This is a genomic window from Halomonas shantousis, assembly GCF_054654615.1.
Window position 1 is genome coordinate 129,517 of sequence record NZ_BAAIER010000002.1, and the last position, 19,926, is coordinate 149,442.

General features: G+C 61.6%; 22 protein-coding genes. 6 read left to right on the forward strand and 16 right to left on the reverse strand.

Going from position 1 to position 19,926, the window contains the following annotated elements; all coding sequences use genetic code 11:
• Positions 1-9 precede the first annotated feature (9 nt).
• From ACYQ12_RS01250 to erpA, 13 genes are all read right to left on the reverse strand, one after another.
• Entirely contained in the window at positions 10-555 is a 546-nt protein-coding gene (locus ACYQ12_RS01250) for a F0F1 ATP synthase subunit delta (RefSeq protein ID WP_459866532.1), read from the reverse strand.
• Positions 556-566: 11 nt separating this feature from the next.
• Complete coding sequence (locus ACYQ12_RS01255) at positions 567-1,037, reverse strand: F0F1 ATP synthase subunit B (protein ID WP_459866535.1); 471 nt, start codon at positions 1,035-1,037, stop codon at positions 567-569.
• Positions 1,038-1,103: 66 nt separating this feature from the next.
• Positions 1,104-1,352 (reverse strand): F0F1 ATP synthase subunit C, encoded by a 249-nt coding sequence (atpE, locus tag ACYQ12_RS01260; protein WP_011508579.1) that lies wholly within the window; start codon positions 1,350-1,352, stop codon positions 1,104-1,106.
• A gap of 56 nt (positions 1,353-1,408) precedes the next feature.
• On the reverse strand, positions 1,409-2,272 hold the full coding sequence (gene atpB, locus ACYQ12_RS01265; protein ID WP_459866538.1) for a F0F1 ATP synthase subunit A: 864 nt from the start codon (positions 2,270-2,272) through the stop codon (positions 1,409-1,411).
• 14 nt (positions 2,273-2,286) lie between these two features.
• Entirely contained in the window at positions 2,287-2,685 is a 399-nt protein-coding gene (locus tag ACYQ12_RS01270; RefSeq protein WP_459874446.1) for an ATP synthase subunit I, read from the reverse strand.
• A gap of 202 nt (positions 2,686-2,887) precedes the next feature.
• Positions 2,888-3,805 carry a ParB/RepB/Spo0J family partition protein gene (locus ACYQ12_RS01275; RefSeq protein ID WP_459866541.1) on the reverse strand — a complete coding sequence of 306 codons (918 nt, stop codon included), beginning with the start codon at positions 3,803-3,805 and terminating at the stop codon, positions 2,888-2,890.
• Between the two features lie 37 nt (positions 3,806-3,842).
• The gene (locus ACYQ12_RS01280; RefSeq protein ID WP_459866544.1) at positions 3,843-4,610 is read right to left on the reverse strand and encodes a ParA family protein; all 768 of its coding nucleotides are present in this window, start codon (positions 4,608-4,610) and stop codon (positions 3,843-3,845) included.
• A gap of 47 nt (positions 4,611-4,657) precedes the next feature.
• Entirely contained in the window at positions 4,658-5,293 is a 636-nt protein-coding gene (gene rsmG / locus ACYQ12_RS01285) for a 16S rRNA (guanine(527)-N(7))-methyltransferase RsmG (protein ID WP_459866547.1), read from the reverse strand.
• Positions 5,290-7,185: a tRNA uridine-5-carboxymethylaminomethyl(34) synthesis enzyme MnmG gene (gene mnmG / locus ACYQ12_RS01290; protein ID WP_459866550.1), complete on the reverse strand. Its 1,896-nt coding sequence runs from the start codon at positions 7,183-7,185 to the stop codon at positions 5,290-5,292. The genes rsmG and mnmG overlap by 4 nt, the downstream gene beginning before the upstream one ends.
• A 586-nt stretch (positions 7,186-7,771) precedes the next feature.
• The gene (locus tag ACYQ12_RS01295) at positions 7,772-8,545 is read right to left on the reverse strand and encodes an amino acid ABC transporter ATP-binding protein (protein ID WP_459866553.1); all 774 of its coding nucleotides are present in this window, start codon (positions 8,543-8,545) and stop codon (positions 7,772-7,774) included.
• An 11-nt stretch (positions 8,546-8,556) separates the two neighbouring features.
• On the reverse strand, positions 8,557-9,228 hold the full coding sequence (locus tag ACYQ12_RS01300; RefSeq protein WP_459866556.1) for an amino acid ABC transporter permease: 672 nt from the start codon (positions 9,226-9,228) through the stop codon (positions 8,557-8,559).
• Positions 9,229-9,368: 140 nt separating this feature from the next.
• Positions 9,369-10,145 (reverse strand): transporter substrate-binding domain-containing protein, encoded by a 777-nt coding sequence (locus ACYQ12_RS01305; RefSeq protein WP_459866559.1) that lies wholly within the window; start codon positions 10,143-10,145, stop codon positions 9,369-9,371.
• 136 nt (positions 10,146-10,281) lie between these two features.
• Positions 10,282-10,635 (reverse strand): iron-sulfur cluster insertion protein ErpA, encoded by a 354-nt coding sequence (gene erpA, locus ACYQ12_RS01310; protein WP_459866562.1) that lies wholly within the window; start codon positions 10,633-10,635, stop codon positions 10,282-10,284.
• 229 nt (positions 10,636-10,864) lie between these two features.
• Between erpA and ACYQ12_RS01315 the strand changes: the two genes are divergently transcribed.
• From ACYQ12_RS01315 to ACYQ12_RS01340, 6 genes are all read left to right on the forward strand, one after another.
• Complete coding sequence (locus tag ACYQ12_RS01315) at positions 10,865-12,616, forward strand: chloride channel protein (RefSeq protein ID WP_459874447.1); 1,752 nt, start codon at positions 10,865-10,867, stop codon at positions 12,614-12,616.
• A gap of 87 nt (positions 12,617-12,703) precedes the next feature.
• Positions 12,704-13,135, forward strand: coding sequence for a protoporphyrinogen oxidase HemJ (hemJ, locus tag ACYQ12_RS01320; RefSeq protein WP_459866565.1), 432 nt, complete (start codon positions 12,704-12,706; stop codon positions 13,133-13,135).
• Positions 13,135-13,977, forward strand: coding sequence for a bifunctional hydroxymethylpyrimidine kinase/phosphomethylpyrimidine kinase (thiD, locus tag ACYQ12_RS01325; protein ID WP_459866568.1), 843 nt, complete (start codon positions 13,135-13,137; stop codon positions 13,975-13,977). Before hemJ ends, thiD begins: the two co-directional genes overlap by 1 nt.
• Positions 13,964-14,620, forward strand: coding sequence for a thiamine phosphate synthase (thiE, locus tag ACYQ12_RS01330; RefSeq protein ID WP_459866571.1), 657 nt, complete (start codon positions 13,964-13,966; stop codon positions 14,618-14,620). Before thiD ends, thiE begins: the two co-directional genes overlap by 14 nt.
• 76 nt (positions 14,621-14,696) lie before the next feature.
• Positions 14,697-15,992, forward strand: a complete 1,296-nt coding sequence (gene hemL, locus ACYQ12_RS01335; RefSeq protein ID WP_459866574.1) for a glutamate-1-semialdehyde 2,1-aminomutase — start codon at positions 14,697-14,699, stop codon at positions 15,990-15,992.
• A 19-nt stretch (positions 15,993-16,011) separates the two neighbouring features.
• The gene (locus tag ACYQ12_RS01340) at positions 16,012-17,586 is read left to right on the forward strand and encodes a bifunctional aminoglycoside phosphotransferase/ATP-binding protein (protein ID WP_459866577.1); all 1,575 of its coding nucleotides are present in this window, start codon (positions 16,012-16,014) and stop codon (positions 17,584-17,586) included.
• Between the two features lie 79 nt (positions 17,587-17,665).
• Here the strand turns inward: ACYQ12_RS01340 and ACYQ12_RS01345 are convergent, their stop codons facing one another.
• The 3 genes from ACYQ12_RS01345 to ACYQ12_RS01355 form a co-directional block, all read right to left on the reverse strand.
• Complete coding sequence (locus ACYQ12_RS01345; RefSeq protein WP_459866580.1) at positions 17,666-18,358, reverse strand: hypothetical protein; 693 nt, start codon at positions 18,356-18,358, stop codon at positions 17,666-17,668.
• A gap of 50 nt (positions 18,359-18,408) precedes the next feature.
• Positions 18,409-18,882 (reverse strand): hypothetical protein, encoded by a 474-nt coding sequence (locus tag ACYQ12_RS01350; protein ID WP_459866582.1) that lies wholly within the window; start codon positions 18,880-18,882, stop codon positions 18,409-18,411.
• A 206-nt stretch (positions 18,883-19,088) separates the two neighbouring features.
• The gene (locus ACYQ12_RS01355; RefSeq protein ID WP_459866585.1) at positions 19,089-19,919 is read right to left on the reverse strand and encodes a CsgG/HfaB family protein; all 831 of its coding nucleotides are present in this window, start codon (positions 19,917-19,919) and stop codon (positions 19,089-19,091) included.
• Between the last annotated feature and the right edge of the window lie 7 nt (positions 19,920-19,926).

Below are 19,926 nucleotides of genomic sequence, written 5' to 3' on the forward strand. Positions count from 1 at the left end.
CCCTCAGACTCAAGCGGAGAGTGCGTCGCGCAGACGTGCCAATCGACCGCGTACCGAACCGTCGATGACGGTATCGCCGGTACGCAGGATCACGCCGCCCAACAGGTCGCGGTCCACTTGAGTGGTAATGGAGATTTCGCGGTTCAGGCGCTTCTTGAGCGCGCGCGCGAGCTTATCCTGCTGTTCGGTATCCAGGTCGAAAGCGGAGACGATGGTGACGTCCACTCGTCGCTCTTCCTGCGCCCGCAGCTGCTCGAACTGCTCGGCAATGGCAGGAAGGGCGTCAAGGCGACCCTGCTGCCCGAGGGTCACGACGAAGTTGCGTACCGACTCGTCGAGCGAGTCACCACCGATCTCGAGCAGCACATCCGTCTTCTGCCCACTGGACAGACGGGGATTGTGCAGGACGCGCTGACTCAGCTCCTCGTTGGCGACGGTCGCCGCCACCAACGCGAGGCTCGCGGACCAGGCATCAAGCGTCTTGTGGTCTCGCGCAAACTCGAACGCCGCTTTAGCGTACGGTCGGGCTACGGTCGACGTTGACGTTACAGCCATGGATCACCTCCTCAGAGCTCGGCGGCGAGCTTGTCGACGAGCTCGCGATGTTTGGTCTCGTCAATGGAGGATTCGAGGATCCGTTCCGCGCCTTCGACAGCCAGCTTCGCGACCTGGGCGCGCAGCTCGTCCTTCGCGCGGTTGATCTCCTGCTCGATCTCAGCGCGGGCGTTGGCGATCATGCGTTCGCCTTCGGCACGTGCGTTGTCGCGCGCCTCCTCGATCATCTGGTTCGACCGTTTATGGGCCTGCTCGATGATTTGTGCAGCCTGCTCCTTGCTTTCCCGCAGCGTCTCGTTGGCCTGCTCCTGGGCCAGTTCGAGATCGCGGGAAGCGCGGCTGGCCGCATCCAGGCCATCGGCGATCTTTTTCTGGCGTTCCTGCAACGCCTGCATGACCGGGGGCCATACATAGCGCATGCAGAACCAGACGAAGACCGCGAAGGCAATGGCCTGACCGATTAGGGTTAGGTTCAGATTCACGCCAGCACCTCTCGCGTCACAAGTTTGGGGTTAAGGTTACCTCGGCCGGATGGCCGAAACGGCACGTTAACCGACAAACGGGTTGGCGAAGGTGAAGAACAGGGCGATACCGACACCGATCATGGTCACGGCGTCCAGCAGGCCGGCCACGATGAACATTTTCACCTGCAGCTGAGGAATCATTTCCGGCTGACGTGCGGCGCCTTCGAGGAACTTGCCGCCGAGAATGCCGAAGCCGATGGCGGTGCCCAGTGCACCCAGGCCGATCAGCAGGGAAACGGCGATTGCAGTCATGCCCAGTACTTGTGCTTCCATGGTGGTCTCCAGTTTTGCTTAAGTGGTTTAGCGGTTAAGGGTTAAGGGGATCGAACTCAGTGTTCTTCCGAGGCCATGCTCAGGTAGACGATGGTCAGCATCATGAAGATGAAGGCCTGCAGCGTCACGATCAGGATGTGGAACACCGCCCAGGGGAAGTGCAGCGGCAACTGCCAGATGCCCAGCATGGCGATGAGAATGAAGATCAGCTCGCCTGCGTAGAGGTTACCGAACAGTCGCAGCGCCAGCGAGATGGGCCGAGCCAGCAAGGTGACGGCTTCGAGCAGGAAGTTGACCGGGATCAACAGGACCTGCAGGGCCTTGTTCGAAGTATTGAACGGATGCAGCGTCAGTTCGGCCAGAAAGCCCGATACGCCCTTGTTGCGAATGGCATAGAAGATGATCAGGGCGAAGACCGACAGCGACATGCCCAGCGTGGCGTTGACGTCAGTGGTCGGCACGACCTTGAAGTAGACGTGTGCTGGGTCGGCGCCCAGCATGCCGCCCACTTTCTGAGCGATTGCCGGCAGGAAGTCCACGGGTACCAGATCCATGAGGTTCATCAGGAATATCCAGCAGAAGATCGTCAGCGACAGCGGCGCGATCAGCCGGCTCTTGCCGTGAAACGTTTCCTTCACCGACTTGTCGGTGAACTCGACCATCATTTCGACGAAGTTCTGCAGGCCGGTGGGAACACCGGTGGTGACGCGCTTCGCTGCCGAACGGAACACCAGCAGGAAAAGCAGGCCCAGGGCGATCGACCAGCCCATGGTATCGACGTGGATCGCCCAGAAGCCCATGTCCTGGGCGTCTTGCGGCGAGTGCGCGAAGGACCAGCCGTGCTCGGGATGCAAGCCGTACGTCAGGTTCTGGAGGTGATGCTGAATGTACTCCGTGGGAGTCGGGTTGTTGCCTGCCATAACTCAGCCTCGATTCAGGTGTGCGACGGTCGGCGCAAGAGCCAGGGACCCAGCCAGTGCACCAATTGTGTCGCTACATAAGCGCCAAAGAAGAAAGCGGGGTTTGAGGGGGGCACGGTCAAAAAGACAAGCGTGAACAATGCCACCGTCAAACCGAACTTGCCGGCTTCAGCCCGATAGAAACTCTTGACGATGTCTCGAGTAAAGCGCGCTCCCTGGTAGCGGAAGGCTCGCCAGGCGAAATAGATATTGGGAATCCAGGCGACCATTCCACCGAGCAGAGCGGACAGTGCGGCCTGTCCTCCCAGCGTGACCAGAGCAACCAGAGAGATGCACAGGGCAAAGCTCAACTGGGTCAGGGCCAGGGGCAGAATCCTTGGGCGTTTCAGCGTGGCCGGTGCCGGTTTTCGCATCACGTCGGGTTCGCCTGTCGGTTGTGGCTGCCTGCGATCCGTCAGGCAAATCCCGGCGGATTATAGGGGAGCTCCCCCGTGCCTTCAACCGAACTTGCACCGAATTTGCACGAATTAAGAGTGCTTTACAACCAAAGAAGCGCGAAAAGCGGGCAACTTCAGTTAACGTGCTAAATGTTTTTTACACTTCGTTAACTGTCAACTAGCGGATATGCGACAGAATGCCATCCAGCTCGTCGAGACTGGAGTAACGGATGGTCACCCTCCCCTTTCCCGACTGGCCGTGGGCGATCTTGACCGGCGCCCCGAGCAGGTCGGCGAGCTGGTTCTCGAGCCGCCCCACATCGGCCGGCACCTTCGCCGCAGGCGGCTTGGCCGTTTGCCCCGCCGCCCATTGCTTGACCAGGGCCTCGGTCTGACGAACGGTGAGATCCCGATCGACCACCTCGTGTGCCGCCTTGCGCTGCCTTGCCCCGGAAAGCGCCAGCAGCGCCCGGGCATGGCCCATGTCGAGATCGCCTCTTTCGAGAAGCGTCTGGACTTCGGGATCGAGACTCAGCAGGCGTAGCAGGTTGGCGACCTGGGCTCGAGACTTGCCGACGGCGTCGGCCACCTGCTGCTGGGTAAGCTCGAACTCCTCGAGCAGGCGCTTGAGGGCAAAAGCCTCCTCGACCGGATTGAGGTTCTCGCGCTGGATGTTCTCGATCAGGGCCAGGGCCAGGGCCACCTCATCGCTGACCTCGCGTACCACGGCGGGGATGACATCGAGTTCGGCAAGCTGGGCCGCCCGCCAGCGGCGTTCCCCGGCGATGATCTCGTAACGTTCCTTGCCGACCGGGCGCACCACGATGGGCTGCATGACGCCCTGGGCACGGATCGAGTCGGCCAGTTCCTCGAGCGCTTCGGGCTGGATCTCGCGGCGCGGCTGATATTTGCCGCGCGAGAGCTGCCCCAGCGGCAGGCGCATCAGACGCTCCTGCATTTCCGATGCCGCCGGATCCTGGGCGGGAGGCGTCTCGCCCGGCGCCGTCTGGCCTTCGATTTCCAAGCCTTCGCGGCGACGGGCACCGGCCCCGATCAGGGCGTCCAGGCCGCGCCCCAGCGCACGTTTACGCGTCATGGAGAGTCCCTCGAATGATTTCCAAGCGTCAGGTCAATTACAGCGACAGGCGTCGAATCAGTTCCTTGGCCAGTACCCGGTGGGCCTGGCTGCCCCGTGACAGACGGGCATACTTGGTCACCGGCAGGCCATGACTGGGCGCCTCGGCGACTCGCACGTTACGTGGAATGGTGGTCTTGAGCAGGGTATCGCCGAAATAATCGGCGAGTTGCTTGCTGACATCACGGGTCAGGCTGTTGCGGGAGTCGTACATGGTACGCACGATGCCGTAGACGGCGAGCTCGGGATTGACGCTCTCGCGGATCTGCTCGACGGTGTCGAGCAGCGCCGACAGCCCCTCGAGAGCATAGAACTCGCACTGCAGCGGGATCAGCACGCCATGGGCGGCGGTCAGGGCATTGACGGTGAGCATGTTGAGCGATGGGGGACAATCGATCAGCACCACATCATAGTCGCCCGCCACGCTGGCAATGGCATCGTGCAGGCAGCGCTCGCGCCCGTCACGTCCGAGCAGCTCGACCTCTGCCGCCGTCAGGTCGCCATTGCCGGGCAACAGGGCATAGCCGGCCCGAGGGCAGTTGCGAATCACCTCGCCGGCTGGCTTGTCGCCGAGCAGCACGTCAAGCACGCTGGCCGAGAGCGCATGCTTGTCGACTCCGCTACCCATGGTGGCATGTCCCTGGGGATCGAGATCGATCAGCAGTACGCGCCGATCCAATGCCGCCAGACATGCCGACAGGTTGACCGCGGTGGTCGATTTGCCGACCCCGCCTTTCTGATTGGTCAACGCGATGATCTTGGTCACAAGTGACTCCCTTGCTTCGATGATCCCACTGGCGCCGTGACCTGGTATCAGGCCTTATCCTTGCGCTTCATTCGCAGCAGGTGGCGCTGCCCCTCCTCGCCGGGAACCCTCAGTTCCCGACACTCGAGCGCCTCGACCCCCTCGGGAAGCTCCGCGAGTTCCTCGCTGTCGATACGCCCCTTCATGGCCAGCCACTCGCCCTGGTCGGCAAGCAGATGCCCGGTCAGCTGCACGAAATCGCCCAGGCTGGCAAAGGCCCGGGAGATGAGCTGGTCGAAGTCGGACGGCGCGAAGCTCTCGACCCGAGCCTGCACCGGCGTGACATTGCTTAGCCCCAGTTCGAGCACCGCCTGGCGCTGGAAGCGCACCTTCTTGCCGTTGCTGTCGAGCAGCGTGACCTGCAGTTCGGGTCTGAGGATCGCCAGTACCAGTCCCGGCAGCCCCGGGCCGGCTCCCACATCCAGCAGGCGCGGTCCCGTCACGGCATCGAGCACACTGGCACTGTCGAGCAGATGGCGAGTCACCATCGCTTCGGCCGAACGTACCGCGGTGAGGTTATAGGCGCGGTTCCACTTGTGCAACAGGACCAGCAGGGCCAGGAGCCGTTCCCTGGCCTCGGGCGTCACGCGGATATCCAGCGACTCGAGCCCGCCGTCGAGCAGTCGTTCGCAGGCTGGCGTCATGCGTTCACCGCCCGGCTGTCGTCGATCAGACGACGTTTCTTGAGATGGATCAGCAGGATCGAGACCGCAGCAGGCGTCACGCCGGAGATACGTCCCGCCTGGGCCAGCGTCTCGGGACGCACCGCGGCAAGCTTCTGGCGAATCTCATGGGACAGCCCCTCGACCCTGGCGTAATCGAGATCCGTCGGCAACGGCGTGGCTTCATGGCGACGCAGACGCTCGATCTCATCCTGCTGACGGCCGATGTACCCCTCGTACTTGGCCTGGATCTGTACCTGTTCGGCGACGGCCTCGTCGCTCACCGCTTCGCCCTTGAGGTCGCCCAGATCGGCGTACCCCAGCTCGGGGCGCTTGAGCAGATCCAGCAGGGTGTATTCACGACCCAGCGGCTTGCCGGTCTTGGCCTCGATCCTTGCCGCTTCCGTCGAGCCGGGCTGGACCCAGGTCGCCTTGAGGCGGGCGCTCTCGCGCTCGATCGCCTCGCGTTTGGTCGCGAACGCCTCCCAGCGGGCGTCATCCACCAGCCCCAGCCGGCGCCCGCTCTCGGTCAGGCGCAGATCCGCATTGTCCTCGCGCAGCAGCAGACGGTATTCCGCCCGCGAGGTGAACATGCGATACGGCTCCTGGGTGCCCATGGTGATCAGATCGTCGACCAGCACGCCGAGATAGGCCTCGTCGCGCCGCGGCGTCCAGACATCCTGGTTCGTCGCGCGGCGCGCGGCGTTGAGCCCCGCCAGCAGTCCCTGAGCGCCCGCTTCCTCGTAGCCGGTGGTGCCGTTGATCTGTCCGGCGAAGAACAGGTTGTGGATAAATTTGGTTTCCAGCGAGTGCTTGAGATCGCGGGGATCGAAGAAATCGTACTCGATGGCGTAGCCCGGCCGGGTGATGTGCGCATTCTCCAGCCCCTTGATCGAGCGCACCACCTGCAGCTGCACGTCGAACGGCAGCGAGGTGGAAATCCCGTTGGGGTAGAGCTCGTGGGTATCCAGCCCCTCGGGTTCGATGAACACCTGGTGGCTCGATTTGTCGGCGAAGCGATGCACCTTGTCCTCGATGGAAGGGCAATAACGGGGCCCGACCCCTTCGATGACACCAGAATACATCGGCGAGCGGTCGAGATTGGCGAAGATGATCTCGTGGGTTCGCTCATTGGTATGCGCGATATGACAGTTGACCTGGCGCGGATGCTGCTCGCGATGTCCCAGATACGACATCACCGGTGTCGGCGTATCGCCGGGCTGCTCCTCGAGGACCGAGAAGTCGACGCTCTTGGCATCGATGCGCGGCGGTGTGCCCGTCTTCAACCGTGCGACACGAAACGGCAGGGCGCGCAGACGTTGCGCCAAGGCGTTGGACGGCGGATCACCGGCACGGCCGCCGGCATGCTGTTCAAGCCCGATATGGATCACACCGCCGAGGAACGTACCGGTACACAACACCACGGTTTCGCCGTGAAAACGAATACCGCTCTGGGTGATCACACCGCAGACGGTGTCGTTGGCCACGAGCAGGTCATCCACCGCCTGCTGAAACAGCGTCAGGTTGGGCTGGTTCTCCAGCATGCCACGGATCGCCGCCTTGTAGCGCACGCGATCGGCCTGGGCGCGGGTCGCGCGAACGGCCGGCCCCTTGCGGGCGTTGAGTACCCGAAACTGGATACCGCCGCGGTCGGTGGCCATGGCCATGGCGCCGCCGAGTGCGTCGATCTCCTTGACCAGATGGCTCTTGCCGATGCCGCCGATGGCCGGGTTGCAGGACATCTGCCCGAGGGTCTCGATGTTGTGTGTCAGTAGTAGCGTCTGACAGCCCATACGGGCGGCGGCCAGGGCGGCTTCGGTTCCCGCATGGCCACCGCCGATGACGATGACGTCAAAGCGGTTGGGATAATCCACGTAGCACCTCGAATCACGCCTGACGGCGCGGGTTTGGAAACTGAGGTCGAAAGAAGCCGCACAGTATAAACCTCCTGTGGGTAACCGTCAGGGGTTTTCCACACCCCGAGTTCATTTGGGTCCCAATCGAGACTTAAAACAAATATATAAAAGAAGAAAGAAAAGAAGTTCTGCTGTGGTTGTAATTATTAGTGTGGATATATTTTGTGGATAAGCGATTCATCGTCAGGCATTTCAAAAGGTTGCTTTGTTAGCGATCGATTGGAAAAGCCGTTTCCAGCCTGCGGAGATCCTGGCGTGAGGCTGTGGATGAAAAGGGCGCTTATCCACATCGCGATGCGCACACGGCTTATCCACCGTCGGATACCATCGTTGTCACCGCAAGCACTCACATGAGGCGAATTTTTCTCTCAGGCCTGCCACGGCAGGCCTGAGGACGGTATCGAGCCATAAAGTGAAAATAGTTATCCACAAACGGATTTTTAGCTTGTGCAAGAAAAAAAGCAGGTAGTGCGAGGGGAGAGGTGGCGAACGTAACCTCTGACCGGAGCCATTGGCCGCCCCGGTCAGGGCCTGGCAGGTAGCGTCAGTGTTTCAGTACGCGGGAAAGGAATGCCTGAGTCCGATCATGTCGGGGGCGGTCGAACACCGCATCGGGCGGCCCCTGTTCGACGATCTCGCCGCCGTGAACGAAGATCACGCGATCCGCCACTTCACGAGCAAAGCCCATCTCGTGGGTGACGATCATCATGGTCATGCCTTCGGAGGCCAGCTCGCGCATGGCATCGAGCACCTCGCCGATCATTTCGGGGTCGAGCGCCGAGGTGGGCTCATCGAACAGCATCAGACGCGGTTCCATGGCCAGAGCCCGGGCCAGTGCAACGCGCTGCTGCTGGCCTCCGGAGAGCTGGCCGGGAAACTTGTCGGCCTGATCGGCGATACCTACCCGTTCGAGCAGACGCTGGGCCGTTTCAGTGGCCCGGGCCCGGCTCCAGCCACGCACCTTCATGGGTGCCAGCGTCACGTTGTCACGTACCGAGAGATGCGGAAACAGGTTGAACTGCTGGAATACCATGCCGACTTCGGTACGGATGGTCTGCAGCGATTTGCCTCCCTTGCCGTGCGGCAGCAGTTCGTTGCCATCGACGACGATACGTCCGCTCTGGAACTCCTCCAGTCCATTGACGCAGCGGATCAGTGTCGACTTGCCGGAGCCACTGGCACCGATGACCACCACCACTTCGCCGGGAGCGACCTCGAGATCGATGTCGCGCATGACATGCAGGCTGCCGAAGTGCTTGTTGACCCTGTCGAGCCTGACGATCGGCGGCTGTGCCGAGAAAGCGTGCGATTCACTCATGGAAGCTCTCCTTATTGGCCGACCAGGCCCTTGCGCTCAAGCATGCGCAGGGCGAAGGACAGGCTTAGGGTGATCACCAGATACATCATTGCGACCATGAAGTAGACCTCCAGGGCGGTGAACGTGGTGGCGATGTAGACCTGCCCCTGCCGCACCAGCTCACCCACGCCGATCACCGAGAAAAGCGAGGTGTCCTTGATGCTGACAATGCCTTGATTGCCGAGTGCCGGAATCATGCGTCGCAGCGCCTGGGGCCAGATGATGTAGCGGAACGCCTGGGTCCGGGACAGGCCTAGCGACAGGCCGGCTTCCCGCTGGCCCTTCTCGATGGACTGCACGCCACCGCGCACGATTTCCGAGATGTAGGCACCGGCATTGAGCGCGATGGCCGCGATCCCGGCGGTCAGGGCATTGATCGGTCCTCCAAGCAGTTGGGGCAGGCCGTAGAAGATGAACAGGACCTGAACCAGCACGGGCGTGCCGCGGAAGACTTCGATGTAGGCCACGGCCGGCCAGCGCAGCAAGCGTAGTGGACTGATGCGCAGAAGGCCGAAGATGATGCCGATCACGAAACCGATGGCCAGGCCACCAAAGGAGATCAGCAGAGTCCAGGGAATGCCTTCGAGCAGGTAGGGGATGGAGGCGATGGCCGCCTCCCAGTCGAACTGGAAAGTGACGTCCACTAGGATTCTCCAGGCGACGGGCTCCCGACCGGCGTACGCGGCACGTTCGGAGGTGTCCCGTCACGTTGTCTAATGTGTTGTCCAATGAAAAGGGGCCGGGCAGTTTCGGCCACCCGGCCCCGGCGATCCTTGAAAGGAGGTTACTGGGCGTCTGGCGCCTCGCCGAACCACTTCTTGTGGATCTCGTCGTAGGTGCCGTCCTCGCGCATTTCCGCCAGCGCCTGGTTGGTGGGTTCGACCCACTTGCTGCCATTGGTGAAGGCGATGCCGTACTGCTGGCCCTCGTAGAGCGGACCGACGGTCTTGACCCGGCCCTGGCCGCGGGTCTGGGCAAAGTAGCCGACGTTGGGCGCGTCATAAAACACGGCATCGACACTACCGCCCATCAGTGCCATGTACATGTCGGCACTGCCGGGATAGGGAGTGATCTCGGCCTCATCGCCCAGCTCCTGCTGCAGATAGTCGTAGCTGGTCGAGCCGATCTTGGTGCCGATGCGCATGCCTTCGAGATCGCTGATCTCGTCGACATCGTCATTGTTGGCGGAAACCAGGATACGCAGGCCGGAATCGTAGTAGGGGTCGGAAAAGTCGACGATCTTCTCACGCTCGTCGGTAATCGTGATACCGGCGATGGCGAGATCGACGTTACCGGTCTGCACGGCGGGAATGATGCCGTTGAAATCCATGGTATTGATGTCGGCCTGGAAACCCGCACGATCGGCGATCTCGCGCAGGATATCCATGTCGAAGCCGACCATCTCGCCGCTGTCCTTGTCGAGCATTTCGAACGGAACGAAGCTGGGGTCGGTGGCTGCCTTGAGGGTGGGTGCCTGCTGAGCGACGGCGAGCCCGCTGATACCGAGCGCCACGGTCAGCGCGGACATCCGCAGAGTGTAAGCCAGTGTCTTGTTTTTCATAACGTTCCCCACTTGGAGTTTTGTTCATGGAACCGCTAATAACCATGACCAGAACGAGGGGAAGCGTCAAGCGGACGTTAGGCCGAAGCCGATGGCCCGAGCCGCGAACAGACGGGCCAGGCCACTGCGGTGCGAATCAGACCATGAAGGAAGAACCGCATCCGCAGGTCGAGGATGCATTGGGATTCTTGATCACGAAGCGCGCCCCGGCAAGGCCCTCCTCGAAATCCACGGTGGAGCCGACCAGGTACTGATAGGACAGCGCATCCACCACCATGGCGACATCGCCGTTTTCGATCACGGTATCGTCTTCGGCCACCTTTTCGGCGAAATCGAAACCGTACTGGAAGCCGGAACAGCCGCCTCCCGTGACATAGACGCGCAATTTCAGCGCCGGATTGTTCTCCTCGGCAACCAGCGCGCGGACCCGCTTTGCGGCGGCGTCGGTGAAGAACATCGGCGTCGGGACGAAGCTTTCAGCCCCGCTCATAGGCCACCTCCAATGGGTTGGTCGGGTGTGCAGCTCCTCATTATCGTGAAAACCCAGCAAAAGGGTCAACTTTGTTGCTGGCGAAGGTCGGCGTCTTGTCCGGTCGATGCGGCCTGTCAGTTGCCGAACGAAGCCGGGACGGGACTCCGCGAGTATGATACACAAGGGAAGAGCAAGCCTCGTTATACCCGCGTGTGAATGGTCAAGACAGGAGAACCGTGTGCTACGCCTGCCTCGCGTACCGCTGCTGCAGCCGAGACTGGAACGCTTTCGACGCCAACTGGCCAGCGTCGATGCACTGCCGCAGCTTTGCGTGCTCGGGATACTGTCGGGACTTCTGACCGGCAGCCTGATGGTCGGGTTCCGGCTGTTGCTCAACCTGGGCGCCTGGACCTTCATGCCCGATGCCAGCCCCGAGGCCTTCGAGGCATTGTCGCCACCGGTTCGCGCGCTGCTGCCGATCATCGCGGCGGCACTGATCGGAGCGTGGCTGTGGCGCCAGCCGATCAAGAATCGCAAGATCGGCATCGGCCACGTGATCGAGCGCCTGACCTACTACCAAGGCAAGATGCCGCTACGCAACTGGCTGACGCAATGGTGGATCGGCGTCATCTCGGTGGTCGGTGGGCTATCCGCGGGACGCGAGGGGCCGGCGGTCCACCTGGGCGCGGCAGCATCGAGCTGGATCGGCCAGTTCCTGCGACTCCCCCACAACAGTCTGCGGGTACTGGTCGGCTGCGGTACGGCTGCAGCGATCTCGGCCTCTTTCAACACCCCGATCGCCGGTGTCATCTTCGCCATGGAAGTGGTAATGATGGAGTACACCACGGCCGGCTTCATGCCGGTGATTCTGGCCTCGATCATGGGCGCGCTGGTATCGCAGCTCGTCTATGGGCCGGACCCCGCCTTCGAGGTGCCCAGCGTACACCTCAACTCCCTGATGGATCTGCCATGGATCGTGGTCAGTGCCCTGATCATCGGTCTGCTGGCCGGTGCCTTCGTACGGCTCGCCCATGCCGGACCGCGCCTGGCGCGGTGGCCGGTGTGGCTGCGTCTGGCGCTGATCGGCGGAGCCACCGGCACGGTGGCCTGGTGGTATCCCCAGGTTCAAGGCATGGGCTACGACACGCTGGGCGCCACATTGACTGACATGCCCGCGCTCGATGTCCTGTTCGCCGTGGCCATCGGCAAGCTGCTGCTTACCGCAGGCGCCATCGCCTGCGGCGTACCGGTGAGTATCATCGGTCCGGTACTGGTCGTGGGCGGTACCGCGGGCGCCTTGTGCGGCATGGCGGGGAGTGCGCTGATGCCCTCGCTGGCCTCGACGCCCGATGTCTATGCCATGCTGGGCATGGCGGCGATGATGGGCGCCGTACTGCAGGCGCCGCTGGCCGCACTCATGACCCTGCTCGAGTTGACGCACAACTCGAACATCATTCTGCCCGGCATGCTGGCAGTGGTGGTGGCGGTCCTCACGTCTCGCCAGCTATGCCATTGTCAGGGATTCTTCCTGCTCAATCTGACCCAGCAGGGCCTGCATCCGTTGCAGCAGCCCCTGATGCAGGCGTTGTCCCGCGTCGCCGTGCCGGCAGTGATGGAGCGCAGCCTGGCGCGTACCTCGCGTCGGGTCAGCCGCGAGCAGGCGCAGGCGCTGCTCGAGGACAAGCCGACCTGGCTGGTGATCACCCGCTCCAGCGAAGACAAGCCGACGGTGGGGCTCAAGGCAGCGGATCTGGCGCGGACGCTGCTCGACGAGCAATGGGCCGAGGAATCGGAGTTCGATCTGCTCGAGATTCCCGGCCAGCGCCTCGATCTTGTCCCGATTCATCTGCAGGCGACACTTTCGGAAGCCTATGACCGGCTCAATGAGTTCGGGGTGGATGGGCTGTTCGTCGAGCACACCACGGCGCCGATGATTCGCAAGATTTCCGGTATCATTACCCGCGAAGCGATCGAGAACTACTATCGCTACAAGAAATGATCGCTACGAGAAATGACATCGTGTCATCCGGTCAGGAAACCCTGGCGACAGGATGCCGAAGAGACTTATCCACATCGAGGAGCTGGCATGTATCTATGGATCGAGGCCTTTCACCTGATCGCGGTGGTGACCTGGTTTGCTGCACTGTTCTACCTGCCGCGTCTGTTCGTGTATCACGCCATGGCGCGTGACAAGGGCGACACTCAGGCGATCGACTACTTCACCACCATGGAGCGCAAACTCTACCGTGGCATCATGCTGCCCTCGATGATCGCCGTGCTGATTCTGGGCGGAACCCTGCTGTTCATGGCGCCCGGCTTCTTGAGTTCCGGATGGCTGCACACCAAGCTGCTGCTGGTGTTGCTGGTGGTGGGCTATCACCATGTCTGCCTCTCCTACATGAAGAAACTGGCTGCCGGTACCTGTCGGAAATCGCACGTCTTCTTTCGCTGGTTCAACGAGGCCCCGGTCGTGGCGCTGGTGCTGATCGTGATCCTGGTCGTGGTCAAGCCCTACTGATGAAGCCTGTCGCGCCCCGCCCGCCTGTGGTGCTGGTACTGGCCGGGCATGATCCTACCGGCGGCGCCGGGCTGATCGCCGACAGCGAGGCGATCCGGGCCTGTGGCGGCTGGGCGGTAACGGTGCCCACTGCACTGACGGTACAGACCTCATCCGATGTCGTCAGCGTCTCGTCCTGTTCGCCGGAGAGCATTCTCGCTGCCACCGAGGCGCTCTTTGCGGATATGGAAATCGCTGCACTCAAGGTCGGGTTGATCGCCGACGCGGCGGTACTCGATGCGGTGGTCGACATTGCCCGTGCCCACCCCGAGCTACCTCTGGTGATCGATCCGGTACTGAAGGCCGGGGGCGGAAAAGAGTTATCCACATCCGGTCTAGTGTCGCGCTTCATGGAACGCCTGCTACCGCTTGTGGATATCCTGACGCCCAACCGCCTGGAGCTGGCGCGGCTGGCCGAGGCCGCCGGGAGCGATGAGCAACGGGTGGCGCGCCTGCTGGGACAGGGGTGCGGCGGCGTACTGGTTACCGGTACCGACCAGCCGCCCCCAGGCGCTGACGAAACGTGCGTGGTGCATGCGCTGTACATGCCGGGTAGCTACCATCGATGGCACTGGCCGCGCCTGCCCGGGCACTACCATGGCTCGGGCTGTACCCTGGCGTCAGCCTTGAGCGCGCGCCTGGCGGCGGGCGAATCTTGGGCCGCTGCCTGCGAGCAGGCGCAGCGCTTCGCCTGGAACAGCCTGAAGCAGGCGTTGTATCTCGGCAGAGGCCAGGCCCTGCCCAACCGAAGCAGCGCCGATCTTTTCCTGACAGCCGGTGGGGATGACCATGCCTGTGCATGACTGGACGCAAGGCGTCTACGCTATCACCGATGCCAAGCTGCTGCCCGATGATGAGCGTCTGCTACAGGCCTGCGAAGCGGCGTTGCGGGGCGGACTGGCGCTGCTGCAATATCGTGACAAGTCGGACGATACTGCCAGGCGCTGGCGTCAGGCCAGGAGCCTGGCCGCATTGTGTCGTGATTTCGGTGTACCGCTGATCATCAATGATGATCTGACGTTGGCTGCACGGCTGCAGGACGATTATGGTAAAGGCGTCGGGCTGCATCTGGGCCAGCAGGACGGCTCGTTGACGCAGGCCCGCGAACGGCTGGGGCGCGAGGCCATCATCGGCGCCACCTGCCATGCCCAGTTGGATCTCGCAGTACGCGCAAGCGCCGAAGGCGTCAGCTACCTGGCGTTCGGGCGTTTCTTCGCCTCGCGTACCAAGCCGCAGGCGCCACCGGCCAGCCTCGATCTGCTGGCCCAGGCGGCACGTTTCGGCCTGCCCCGGGTGGCCATCGGCGGGATCGATGCCGACAATGCCCGTAACGCTCACGCAGCAGGTGCCGATCTGCTGGCCACGGTACATGCCGTATTCGGTCAGCGGGACCCCCAGGCCGCGGTACGCACCCTGAGACAGCAGATGAGCCGCGACAGGACATGAAAACATATCCACAGGCATGTGTGCCGAGTTGTTCCACCTGTCCAGAGATTTATCCACACGTTCGAGCGAGACGATCATGACGACCTCCGCACAACTTTATGAACAGGCCTGCCGCCACATTCCCGGTGGCGTGAATTCTCCGGTACGTGCCTTCAAGGGACTGGAGCGGGCGCCCGTCTTTATCGAACGGGCCCAGGGCGCCTACCTGTTCGACGTCGAGGGCAAGCGCTACATCGATTACGTCGGATCCTGGGGACCGATGATCACCGGGCATGCCGATCCCGACGTGCTAGACGCGGTTCGCGAACGCCTCGATGCCGGACTCTCCTTCGGTACCCCGACGGCGATCGAGACCACCATGGCCGATCTGATCTGCGAGATGATGCCCTCCGTCGAGATGGTACGCATGGTGAACTCGGGGACCGAGGCGACCATGTCGGCGATCCGCCTGGCTCGCGGCTATACGGGCCGCGACAAGATCATCAAGTTCGAGGGCAACTACCATGGTCACTCCGATTCGCTGTTGGTCAAGGCCGGCTCCGGCGCACTGACGCATGGCGAACCGAGTTCGCCGGGAGTGCCTGCCGCCCTGGCCGAACATACCGTGACCCTGCCCTACAACGACATCGATGCCGTACGCGAGAGCTTTGCGGAGATCGGCGATCAGGTGGCGGGCATCATCGTCGAGCCGGTGGCCGGCAACATGAATTGCATTCCGCCGTTGCCGGGGTTTCTGGAAGCGCTGCGAGAACTCTGCGACAGCCATGGCAGCGTGCTCATCTTCGATGAGGTCATGACCGGTTTCCGTGTGGCGCTGGGCGGGGCCCAGGCGCACTATGCCATCACGCCGGACCTGACCTGCCTGGGCAAGATCGTCGGCGGCGGCATGCCGGTGGGAGCCTTCGGCGGCAAGCGCGAAATCATGTCGCAGATCTCCCCGCTGGGTCCTGTCTACCAGGCGGGCACGCTCTCCGGCAATCCGCTGGCCATGGCGGCGGGGATCACCCTGCTGAACAAGCTGCGCGAACCGGAATTTCATGAGGCGCTGACCCAACGGGTGAACACCTTGTGCGATGGCCTGGAGTCACGCGCCCGGGCCGCCGGCGTGGAGATGCTCACGCAGCGGGCCGGCGGGATGTTCGGACTCTTCTTCACCGCCCAGTCGCGGGTGGATAACTTCGCTCAGGCAACCGCCTGCGACGTGACGGCTTTCCAGCGCTTCTTCAGTACCATGCTGGATCATGGCGTCTACCTGGCACCTTCCGCCTATGAGGCCGGCTTCATGTCCAGTGCCCATACGCCGGAAGACATACAGGCCACGCTGGACGCCGCCGAGCATGCCTTTGCCGAGCTGGCCCGGGCGACACGTTGAGTAATCGTAGGAGAGCATTGTGAGCCAAGCTCTGATTCGCGCGCTGCAGGAAGGCAACGGTTTTGACCATTCCATCGGCACGATCGAAGTGCACGAGACGCACATTTCCTGGGTCGTGCTGACCGGCGACTACGCTTACAAGATCAAGAAGCCGCTGGACTTCGGCAAGTTTCTCGATTTCTCCACCCTGGAGAAGCGCCGCCGGCTATGCGAGCAGGAAGTGCGGCTCAACCAGCGTCTGGCGCCGGCGTTGTATCTCGAGGCGGTACCCATCTCCGGATCGCCGGAAGCGCCGCGCCTCAATGATGCCAGTGCGCCTTTCGAATATGCCGTGAAGATGCGCCAGTTCAGCAATCGCCATCTCTTCAGCGCCTTGCAGGCCAGCGGCGAGCTGTCGCTGGAGCTGCTCGACGATCTGGTCGATCAACTGGTGGCGTTCCACGAAATAGCGCCGCGGATCGAGGGCGATCGCGAGTTGGGATCTCCCGACTCGGTGCGTCGGGTCGTCGATCGCGAGTTCCGGCTCATCGAGTCGCGACTTGGCGCCCCCGAGGATAAGCGGCGCCTGGCGCTGCTGGAAACCTGGACACTGGAAACCTTTGCGCGTCTGCAGGATGAACTCGAACGCCGCTGGCGTGGCGGGTTCGTGCGCGAGATCCACGGCGACATTCACCTGGGCAACGCGGTACACCATGAAGGGCGGGCGCTGCTCTTCGATGGCCTGGAGTTCAATGAAGAGCTGCGCTGGAACGATGTCGGCTGTGAGCTGGCCTTCCTGCTGATGGATCTCGAGGCACGCGATGAGCAGGCCTATGCCAGTCATGTCCTCAACCGGTATCTGGAACTTTCGGGCGACTACGATCTGGTACGTCTGCTCTCCTATTACAAGATCTATCGGGCACTGGTCCGGGCCAAGGTCGCGATTCTGCGCTACCACCAGCCCGAGCTGCACGATGCCGACCGCCCCAAGGTGCTGGCCGAATATCGTCGCTACATCGAACTGGCCGAACGCTACAGCGAATTCAGCTTCCCCTATCTGGTCATCGGCGTCGGTGTGTCCGGAAGCGGCAAGAGTCGATTCACCGGCGAGATGGTACGCCGGCTGGGAGGCGTGCGGGTACGCTCCGACGTCGAGCGCAAGCGTCTGCATGGATTCGCTCCCGAAGCACGCACCCAGGCAGACGGCAGCGGTGAAAGCATCTATACCCCCGAAGCGACCCAGCGCACCTATGCGCGTCTGGCGGAACTGGCCGGGGTCCTGCTGGAATCGGGTATTCCGGCGTGTATCGATGCGACCTGCCTGAAGCGCGACCAGCGCCGGCGGCTACGCTTCGAGGCCGAACGGCGTGGCCTGCCGGTAGTGATGATCAGTTTCGAGGCTGACGAGGCGACACTCAGGACGCGCATCGAGAAGCGTGCCCTGCGCGGTGGCGATCCCTCCGAGGCGGGTCTTGAAGTGCTCGAGCATCAGTTGGCCAATCAGGAGGCGTTCGCCGACGACGAACTGGCGCATCTGGTGCACCTCGATACCACCGCTCCCAACGCCAACCTGACGCTGGTGGCGATGATCCAGGAACGAATGCGGTTGAACTGATCATTGTGTCGTTTTGCATAAAAAAGGCCCCACGCAAGTGGGGCCAGGATAAGCGCGATGAAGATGAAATAACCGCTGATTAGTATTGGCTGACAGTAGCCGTGTTGTAGCTACCGCTCTGCGTGATGTAGGACGCACTGTTGTAGGAAGCCTGCGTGACTTGTGCCGTATTGCCCGTTCCCGGTTGGGTGATTTCCGAGTAGTTGTCTGCACCACTCTGGGAAACTTCGGCTGAGTTGTAGCTACCGGTCTGAGTGATATCCGAGTCGTTACCGACACCGTTCTGGGTCACTTCGGCGAGGTTATAGTCGCCGCTCTGGTAGACCTTGCTGTTCTGGCTCAGTCCGTACTGGAGAATAGTGGACTCGTTGTTGTTACCTGTCTGGTAAATGTCGGAATAGTGTCCACCCAGTTCCGCCTGAGTCACGCTAGCCTGGTTGTTGTGACCGAGCTGGTCGATATCGGAATCATCGCCGCCTTTCTGCGAGACGCTGGCCTGGTTGTTGTTTCCGTTCTGAATGATGTCGGAAACGTTCTTGCCAAAGTTCTCCTGGGCGACATCCGCCAGATTGCTTTCGCCACCCTGCTTGATGATGGAGTAGTTTTCTCCCAGCCCTTTCTGTGTAACGGTAGACTTGTTGTAATCTCCGCCTTGGGTAATGCGTGAGGTGTTGTCACCGCCCCAGCCGCCAAGTTTGCCGCCGTTAGCGCTTGCGGTAGCCGAAAGGGCCATGACCAGAGCGGATGCTGCGAAAACCGTTGCCTTTTTCATAAATTCCCTTTGCACCTTATCAATGTTGCTTGTTATTCAGCCAATGCGATTCATTGGGCTGTTCGCACCGCGACTGAAGCCGTGCTGTTGGTGCTTGACCAACGCACGCCCTGGGCCGGGGTCTGGTACAGTCGGATCTGGCTTCCGCCACGGCCTGACTGCTTCACGGAAGCCGCCAAGCCATTGCCCGACTGTGAAATCGAGGCTTCGTGGGCGTCTCCCAACTGAGTAATATCGCCGTAATTGTCATTACCCTGTTGGGTGATTTCCCCACGGTTGTCATTACCAACCTGATAAATACTGGCTGTATTGCCGTAACCGATTCCTGCAGCAGCCTGTCTGATACGTGCCTGGTTGTAAGAACCGCTCTGATGAATCGTGGCGGTGTTACTGCCTTTTTCCATGGTGACGGAACGATCCTGAAGCGCGCTGAGAACCTCTGAATCGATATCGCTGGCAAGGCTCTGGCTAGATACGAGTGTCAGGAAAGCCGGACCTATCAATGAGGCCATCAGGGTGAACAATCTATTTCTTGAGTGATTCATGGATTCGGCCCGTTGCATGAAAGCTGAAATAATTATGGGCCGTGCCGGTTTGTTATCTATCGTAATTTAAGCGTATTTTATGTGATTAAAATTGTGATTATTACAAGCTTGACGAGTGCTAGATATTTGATTTAAAGGCATTAAAAAAGGTGCCGTATGGCACCTTTCTAACGGCAAAAAAGCGGCTATAACATGGGGGTGGGCGCCTGAAGGTAGGCCTGAAGCGTGGAGTTATCGATCTGTTCGGGCTCCTGGAGATTCCACAAATGGCTTTCAATACCTCGAGCAATCAGGTGAATGACGGAGGACTCGATTGCCGACATGACAGCAAGCTGTACCGGTTCATTGTTGGTAAACCCGATCTCGCCCTCCAGCAGCCGCTTGAAATCGATGAAGCGATAGACACCGGCCCGGACTTCCTGGGAGTAGATGGTCTTCGTCGTCGTGACGTTGGCCAGGACTTCACCGCTGGATATTTCCACGGCACGCAGGTTGATGGTCACCTGGTCCACCTGGTACTGACCGGAGGCGCCAATACCGAAGTATTCTGCACCGGCCCCACCGGTCCGAACGTTCGATTCGTAGGCGATGATCCCGCCTTCCAGCAATACCGCAGCCGAGCGCAGCGATGGCAGGCTGTCCGGTCTGCCGTAGCGTTCGTCTTCGGCACGGATGATCTTGCGTTCAGTCAGCAGATTCTGCAGTCCGACCCGTTCGAGCGGAGTAAACCAGCCGGAATCCGCCAGTGCCCCGGTCAGCATGGCGGAGGCGCCTTGCGTGACAGCGGTCGAAAAGGTACTCGCCGGGGCGGGCCGGTACTGGCCGGTCAGGTCGCGAAAGTCGTAGATGGCGGCGGCTATCTTGCCGGCGGGCGGAGGCAGGGCGATCAGATCCTGATAGGTTCCACTGCGGGGCGTCAGGGTCGCCGGTGCGCCCTCCAGCCCTTCCGAATGGCTGACGACACCCGCGCAGCCGCTCAAGGCAGCCGCGAGCAATAGCGCAACTAAGCGTTTCATGGAGGTC

Bases quoted from the DNA above. Each gene is read 5' to 3' on its own strand.
- ACYQ12_RS01250 (WP_459866532.1), bottom strand. From the start codon at position 555: ATGGCTGTAACGTCAACGTCGACCGTAGCCCGACCGTACGCTAAAGCG.
- ACYQ12_RS01305 (WP_459866559.1), bottom strand. From the start codon at position 10,145: ATGAAAAACAAGACACTGGCTTACACTCTGCGGATGTCCGCGCTGACC.
- erpA (WP_459866562.1), bottom strand. From the start codon at position 10,635: ATGAGCGGGGCTGAAAGCTTCGTCCCGACGCCGATGTTCTTCACCGAC.
- ACYQ12_RS01345 (WP_459866580.1), bottom strand. From the start codon at position 18,358: ATGAAAAAGGCAACGGTTTTCGCAGCATCCGCTCTGGTCATGGCCCTT.
- ACYQ12_RS01275 (WP_459866541.1), bottom strand. From the start codon at position 3,805: ATGACGCGTAAACGTGCGCTGGGGCGCGGCCTGGACGCCCTGATCGGG.
- hemJ (WP_459866565.1), top strand. From the start codon at position 12,704: ATGTATCTATGGATCGAGGCCTTTCACCTGATCGCGGTGGTGACCTGG.
- ACYQ12_RS01355 (WP_459866585.1), bottom strand. From the start codon at position 19,919: ATGAAACGCTTAGTTGCGCTATTGCTCGCGGCTGCCTTGAGCGGCTGC.
- ACYQ12_RS01295 (WP_459866553.1), bottom strand. From the start codon at position 8,545: ATGAGTGAATCGCACGCTTTCTCGGCACAGCCGCCGATCGTCAGGCTC.
- hemL (WP_459866574.1), top strand. From the start codon at position 14,697: ATGACGACCTCCGCACAACTTTATGAACAGGCCTGCCGCCACATTCCC.
- rsmG (WP_459866547.1), bottom strand. From the start codon at position 5,293: ATGACGCCAGCCTGCGAACGACTGCTCGACGGCGGGCTCGAGTCGCTG.
- atpB (WP_459866538.1), bottom strand. From the start codon at position 2,272: ATGGCAGGCAACAACCCGACTCCCACGGAGTACATTCAGCATCACCTC.
- ACYQ12_RS01270 (WP_459874446.1), bottom strand. From the start codon at position 2,685: ATGCGAAAACCGGCACCGGCCACGCTGAAACGCCCAAGGATTCTGCCC.
- thiD (WP_459866568.1), top strand. From the start codon at position 13,135: ATGAAGCCTGTCGCGCCCCGCCCGCCTGTGGTGCTGGTACTGGCCGGG.
- atpE (WP_011508579.1), bottom strand. From the start codon at position 1,352: ATGGAAGCACAAGTACTGGGCATGACTGCAATCGCCGTTTCCCTGCTG.
- thiE (WP_459866571.1), top strand. From the start codon at position 13,964: ATGCCTGTGCATGACTGGACGCAAGGCGTCTACGCTATCACCGATGCC.